Consider the following 6,912-nt stretch of genomic DNA (forward strand, 5'->3'; position numbering starts at 1 on the left):
CCCCGGGCATCCCGTGCTGCTCGGTCGCGACCACTGGGCGGCGGCCGCGGAGTCGGCGGAGGGCGACCGAGGCGCCGGACGGTACCTGCGGGATCAGGACGCCGAGCTGGTCGAGCTGTCGGGCCTCTGGGACGGCGCGGACGACGACGATCCGGCCTGACGCCTCCGCACCGTCCGCCCCTTCCGCGTCGCCGCAGCCTTCGGTCGCTTGACGATGCGCACGACGCGGCGGAAGTCGCGCAGGTTCACCGAGACGGTGAGCTGGTGGCGGCGGGCGAGGATGATCGCGACGACGATCGCGGCGAGCAGCGGGACGCCGCCCGCGACGGCGAAGGCCGCGTGCATCCCGAGCTCTTCGGCGATCCAGCCGACGATGACGCCGCCGGCCGCCTGCCCGCCCATCAGGATGACGAGGTAGATCGCCATCACCCGGCCGCGGATGCTGGGGTTCGTCGAGAGCTGCACCATCGACTCCGCCCCGGTCGCGAACAGCAGACGCGCGATGCCCAGGCCGACGATGCCGGCGAGGAAGACCCCGTAGACGGGCACGAGTCCGCCGAGCACGATCGCCAGCCCGTAGCCGCCGGTGAGCAGCGCGATCGAGCGCAGCCGCACCGACTTCCGCCGCGTCGACAGCACCGCGCCGACGATCGCTCCGACCGCGGCGAGCGAGGTGTAGAGACCGTAGCCCGCGGAGCCGGTATCGAAGCCCGTCTCACTCGCCGCGGCGGTGAAGAGCACCGGGAGAGTCATCCCGAACGTCGCGACGAAGGCGAGCAGCACCATCGGCCACAGGATCGTCGGCTTGCGCACGATGTAGCGGAGGGCGACCCGGACGCCGCCGGTTCCTTGTGCGGGTCGGATGAGCGGGGCGAGTTCGCGGGTGCGGAACATCGAGAATGCCAGAATGCTGACGAGCGTCGCGAGGGCGGCTCCGGCGATCGACCAGCCCGAGCCGACGATTCCGATGAGGATGCCGCTGATCGCCGGTCCGATGAGGCCGCCGACGTGGAAGATGCCGGCGTTGAGACTCACCGCGGTGCGCAGTCGCGGGGGGTCGACGATCTGACCGAGGAGGGCGCTGCGGGCGGGACCTTCGAGAGCGCCGGCGACCCCGGAGACCGCGGCGACGAGGAAGACGTGCCAGACCTCCGCCGCCCCGAGGATCGCGAGCAGGCCCAGGGTCGCGCTGCCACCGAAGGCGACGGCTTGCGTGATGATGACGATGGCGCGGCGCGAGAACCGGTCGGCGACGACCCCCGCGAACGCGCCGAGCACGAGGGTGGGGCCGAACTGGAGGGTCACCGCGAGGCCGACCAGCGCGAGGTTGCCGGTCAGTTCGAGCATCAGCCAGTCGACGGCGACGCGCGCCATCCACATCGCGATGCTCGAGAAGAAGATCGAGGTGACCGAGAGCCGGAAGTTGCGGATGCGCAGCACCGCGAGCACATCGCGACCGGAGGTGCGGCCCGGCTGGATGGAGATGGGTGCGGTCAGAGCCGGGTCACTGCCGCCGAGACTCACCCGAACTCCCCCTCACTCGGTTTCCACCCTACGCGCCCTGACCCGCGGGTTGAGTGCCGCCGCAGGCGGTGTATCGAAACCGCGAGGCTCCGCGGGTTGAGTGCCGCGAAGCGGTGTATCGAAACCGCGAGACCCCGCGGGTTGAGTGCCGCGAAGCGGTGTATCGAAACCGCGAGACCCCGCGGGTTGAGTGCCGCCGCAGGCGGTGTATCGAAACCGCGAGGCCCCGCGGGTTGAGTGCCGCGAAGCGGTGTATCGAAACCCACGGCGCACATCCCTGGTTTCGATACACCGCGCTCCGCGCGGCACTCAACCCGCGGGGGAGGTGGCGGCGCGCCAGCGGGCGAGGAGTTGCTCCTCGGAGTCGATGCGGTCGGGCTCGAGCACGAGGTCGTCGGCGACGAAGTAGAACGCCGCGTCGATCCGTTCCTCCGGGATGCCCGCCCAGCGCGCGTAGGCGAGCCGGTAGAGCGCGAGCTGGAGCTGCTTGCGCTCGAGGTCGGCGGCATCCTTCGGGGCGCGCCCGGTCTTCCAGTCGACGATCCGCACCCGCCCGTCGGGCTCCGAGTACACGGCGTCGATCTTGCAGATCACGATCCGGTCGTCGAACGGGAGGTGGATCTCGCGCTCCACCTCGAGCGGACGCCGCGCGGCGAACTCCGACGCCTCGAACCGCGCGCGCAGCGCCTCGAGCTCCGGCCCCCCGACGTCGAGCCCGGCATCCGCCTCGATCTCGAGCGCGTCGAGCTCCTCCGCGCCGGTGCCGAACCCGAACCGCTGTTCGACCCAGGCGTGGAACAGGGTGCCGAGCCGCGTCGCCGAGAACGGTCGCTCGGGCATCGGCCGCCGCAGCTCGCCGGCGACCCGGTCGGGCTCGGTGACGTAGTCGTGGAACCGGGAGGCCGGCACCCGCGTCGGGATCGGCACCCGGGAGGCGGCGAGCCGGGCCTCCCGTTCGGCGAGCAGCAGGTCGAGGTCGCGGGTCCACGGTCCCGCGAGCCGGGGCTCCGCCGCGCGCACCTGACCCGCCGCCCACTCGACCGCCGGTCGCCGGGAGCCGAGCGGGTCGAGCGGCCAGACGATCCGCTCGAGATCGTCGCCGAGCGGGTTCTCGCTGTGCTCCGTGGTCTCGGGCAGGACGGGCACGAGCCCGGCGAGGCTGAGCTCGCGCAGGAAGATCCCCGGCTCGCGCGGCTTGGTCTGCGTCGCCCAGAACGACCCCGACAGCAGCAGTTCGTGCTTGGCCCGGGTCACCGCGACGTAGGCGAGTCGGCGCTCCTCGTCGAGCGCGCGCTGCCGCACGCCGGTGCTGAACGCGTCCTTCTCGGCGAGCAGCTCTTTGCGGGTGCTCGCGCCCTCCCAGGCGAAGTACGGCAGTTCGGCGGCATCCCCGCGCAGCGGCCACGGGTACTGCCCGAAGCCGAGCCAGCCTTGGAACCCCTCGCGCGGCTTCGCCGGGAACTCGTCGGTGACGAGCCGCGGCACGGCGACGACATCCCATTCCAGGCCCTTCGCGCCGTGCACCGTGAGCACCTGCACGGTGCCGGGCTCCGGCGGCTCGGGGCGGGGCGAGAGGTCTTCGCGCAGCTCGGCTTCGCGCAGCCAGCCGAGGAAGCCCGACAGCGTCGCGATCTCGGCGATCGCGAGGTACCCCGAGAGCGCGTCGGCGAAGGCGTCGAGGTTGGCCGAGCCGAGCACCCGGTACTCGTTGGCGGCGACTTCGATGTCGAGACGCAGCTCCTGGATGACGAGCGCCACGAGGTCGGGCAGGTCGAGCCGCACCCGGGCGCGCAGTCGCGCCAGCGTGGCACCGGCATCCCGCAGCCGCTCCAGCCCGACGGGCGTGAAGTTCTCGAGGGCGACGTGCCCGTCCGGCGCCGACACCAGGAAGTCGAGAGCGTCGACGATCGAGCCGCCCTCCCCCGGTGCGACGGCCGTGTTGAGCAGCTCGCGCACCTCGTCGTCGTGCGTGCGCTGCGTGTGGTCGCGCGCACGCAGCCAGGCCGCGAGCCGGTTGAGCGCGTGCAGGTCGGCGACCCCGACGCGCCAGCGCGAGCCCGCCAGAACGCGCAGCAGCTGGATGCCCGCCGCCGGGTCGTCCATCGCCGAGAGCAGGCACACCAGGTCGGCGATCTCGGGCTCGGCGAGCAGCCCCCCGATGCCGAGCACGTGGAACTTCACGCCGCGCTCGCGCAGGGCTGCGAGGAAGTACGGCTGCGTCGCCCGGGCACGCATGAGCATCGCGGCGCTCGTGCCGGCGTCCACCCGGGCGGCGAGCCAGTCGGCGACCGCGGCCGCCTCCTCGGCGACCGTCTCGGGGAACGCCGTCTGCACCTCGACCGCGGACGCGGTCGGCGAAGCCGCGAGCTTCTCGACGGCCACCCCCCGCCCGGTGAACGGGGCGACGAGGTGGTTGGCGGCATCCAGGATGCGCGTGCCGTTGCGCCAGCTCGTGCTCAACGCGAAACGCGCGTCGGCGCGGAACAGCTCCGCGAACTGGTCGAGGTTGGCGGCGCTCGCCCCGCGCCACCCGTAGATCGACTGGTTCGGGTCGCCGACCGCCATCACCGCACTCCCCGCGAAGAGCTCCGCGAGCAGCCGGGTCTGCACGACCGAGGTGTCCTGGTATTCGTCGAGCAGCACGACGCGGAAGCGGTCGCGCAGGTCGGCACCGAGGGAGGGCTGCTTCTGCGCGATCCGCAGCGCGAGCGCCACCTGGTCGGCGTATTCGACGACGCCGCGCCGCACCTTCTCGGCGTCGTAGTCGGCGGCGAGATCGGCGAGCACGTCGAGGGCGCCGAGCTGCTCCGCCAGCTCCACGGCGGGCAGCCGCTCGAACCGGTCGACCGGGTCGTTCGTCGGCAACCCGGCGAGCGCCCCGAGGTCGGCGGCGAGCGCGCGCACCTCGTCGAGGTCGCCGGCGTGCTCCGCGACGCCGCGCGCGACCGTCAGGACAGCCTTGGTGAGGGCGTCGAGGTTCTTGCCGAGTTCGGGCAGGCGGGCATCCCGGCTGCGCATGACCACGCCGCGCGCGAGCTGCCAGGCCGCCGCCTCGCCGAGCACCGGCGCGTCGCCCTCGCGCCCGAGCAGGATCGCGGAATCCCGGTAGAGCGTGTTCGCGAACGAGTTGTAGGTCGCGACGTGCGGGGCGTCGAAGACATCCCGTTCCGGCAGCAGCCCGGCGCCCCCGAAAGCGGAGTCGAGTTCGGCGATGCGCTCCCGGATGCGCAACCCCAGTTCGCCCGCGGCCTTGCGGGTGAAGGTCAGGCCGAGCACCTGCGCCGGCTCGACGAGCCCGTTCGCGAGCAGCCAGAGCACCCGGTTCGCCATCGTCTCGGTCTTGCCCGACCCGGCGCCCGCGACGACGAGCGCGGGAGCCAGGGGCGCCTCGATCACGGCCTGCTGCTGCGCCGTCGGATGCGGCACGGGCTTTCCGCGCACGCTCGAGAGCGCGTCGGCGATGTCGATCGACGAGTATCTGATCGACACCGTCACTCCGCGCTCACCGCCCCGACGCGGTGCAACCGCAGTTCGGGCACCGCGCCGAGCCCGTAGCCGCCGACCTCGAGCACGCCCTCGAAGGAGGCCGCCGCCATGCCGATCGCGACCTGGCGGATGCGCTCGCGGAACGCCTCGAGCCCGGCGTCGTCGAGCGGGGCCTGCACGCCCTCGCGGTACTTCTTGCCGCCGACGCCCGACTTGACGTAGAGCAGCTTGGCGCCGCCGGCGCGGTGCTCGCCGAGTTCGTCGAGCACCTCGTCGAGCCGCCCCTCGCGGTAGGCGAGCTGGTACGCGCCGAGCTGGGCGGCGGCATCCACCTTCGCCTGCGTGACGTGGTTGCCCGTCTTGAGGTCGACGATCATCACGCTGCCGTCGGCCGCGCGCTCGACCCGGTCGATCGTGCCCCGCACCGTCGCGCGGTCGATCTCGAGCTCGAAGGACTTCTCGGCCCCGACGACCACCCCGCCGCCGCGTTCGAAGTCCCCGAGGTACGCCGCGATCCCGTCGGCGAGCACCCGCGCCTGGCGTCGGTGGTGCTCGGCGAGCCAGGGCGACTCGAACAGCAGCTCACCCCACCGCTTCTCGACCCGCGCCCAGACGGCGTCGGCGTCGGGCGACTCGGCGGTCTCCATCGCCCAGTGCAGGATCGTGCCGACATCCATCAGCGTCGTCGAGGTCGACCCGCCGATCGTCTCGAGGAACCAGTCCAGCGGCGACTCCTCGAACCGCTCGAGCTTCGAAGGCGACACCGGAACCTGCATCCCCTCGAACAGCGGACTCTCGCTCGACGCGGAGAGCAGGCCGTGCCAGTCGTCGGGGCTCGCTCCGGGAACGCCGAGCTCCGCCAGACGGGCGAGAGAGGATGCCGCGGCGGCCCGGGTGCGCGGATCGACCCCGCGCGAGGTCAGCAGGCGGCGCAGGCGGCCGGTCGTGCCACGAAGGGTGAAGGGCGCCGTCTCGGCGAGGAGCGGCACGCGCGCCTCCGGCAGATCGGGCGGCAGCAGGTCGACGAGCACGCTGCGGGACTCGTCGTCGTTCACCACCGCCGCGAGCAGCACGCGATCGCGCGCCCGGGAGATCGCGAGCGCGAACATCCGCAGCTCGTCGTCGAGCACCAGTTTGCGGTCATCGAGCGGACCGCCCTCCCCCACGGCCGCCCGGGTGAGCGCCTGCGGGGCGAGCAGCGAGCCGCGCGGACGCAGGTTCGGCCAGGCGCCGTCCTGCAGCCCCGCGACGACGACGGTGTCGAACTCCAGCCCGACGGTTCCCGACGGCGTCGTCACGAGCACCGCGTCGTCGGCGCGCGTCGGGGCGATGAGGTCCTCCGAGACCTCGGCGTCGCGGAGGGTGTCGAAGAACACGCTCGCCGCCGGGTTGTCGACGCGGTGCTCGGCGAAGCGCTTCGCGGCGGCGAACAGCCCGACGATCCCGTCGAGGTCGCGGTTCGCCTCGGCCGCTGCGACCCCGCCGCCCAAAGCCTGAGTGCGCCAAGGCTTCGCGAGCCGGCTGCGCTCCCAGGCGAGCCAGAGCAGGTCCTCGGCCGTCGCGGCCTCGTCGGCGTTGCGCAGGGCGTCCAGCGTCACGGCGAGCCGCTCGGCCGTGCGGGCGACCGGGGCGTCGATCGTGGCGAACCGTCCGGGGGCCGCCAGCGCCTCGACGAGCAACTCGCCGCTCGGGCGCATCCCGCCGGCCTGGGCCTCTTCAGTGCGCAGCGCGATCCTCAGCCGGCGCAGGCCGATCGGGTCGAGCCCGCCGAACGGACCGGTGAGCAGTTCGGCGGCGAGGTCGGCGGTCAGCTCGCGTCGGCCGATCCCGGTCTCGACGACGGCGAGCAGCGCCCGCGCCGCGGCGTCGTCGCGCAGCGCCAGCCCCCCGCCGCCGGTGCGC

General features: G+C 73.1%; 3 protein-coding genes. All 3 read right to left on the reverse strand.

Translation table 11 applies throughout. The features are described from left to right. Positions 1–93: 93 nt before the first annotated feature. Positions 94–1,524 (reverse strand): MFS transporter, encoded by a 1,431-nt coding sequence (locus tag ACILQS_RS14700; RefSeq protein ID WP_395640875.1) that lies wholly within the window; start codon positions 1,522–1,524, stop codon positions 94–96. 309 nt (positions 1,525–1,833) lie between these two features. Continuing rightward, positions 1,834–5,013 (reverse strand): ATP-dependent helicase, encoded by a 3,180-nt coding sequence (locus ACILQS_RS14705; RefSeq protein ID WP_395640876.1) that lies wholly within the window; start codon positions 5,011–5,013, stop codon positions 1,834–1,836. A 2-nt stretch (positions 5,014–5,015) separates the two neighbouring features. Further along, positions 5,016–6,912, reverse strand: a 1,897-nt coding sequence (locus ACILQS_RS14710; RefSeq protein ID WP_395640877.1) for a PD-(D/E)XK nuclease family protein, incomplete at its 5' end; no start/stop codon positions are given.

Origin of the sequence: Pseudolysinimonas sp., assembly GCF_044239695.1 — a bacterium.
Taxonomy (GTDB): Bacteria; Actinomycetota; Actinomycetes; order Actinomycetales; family Microbacteriaceae; genus Pseudolysinimonas_A.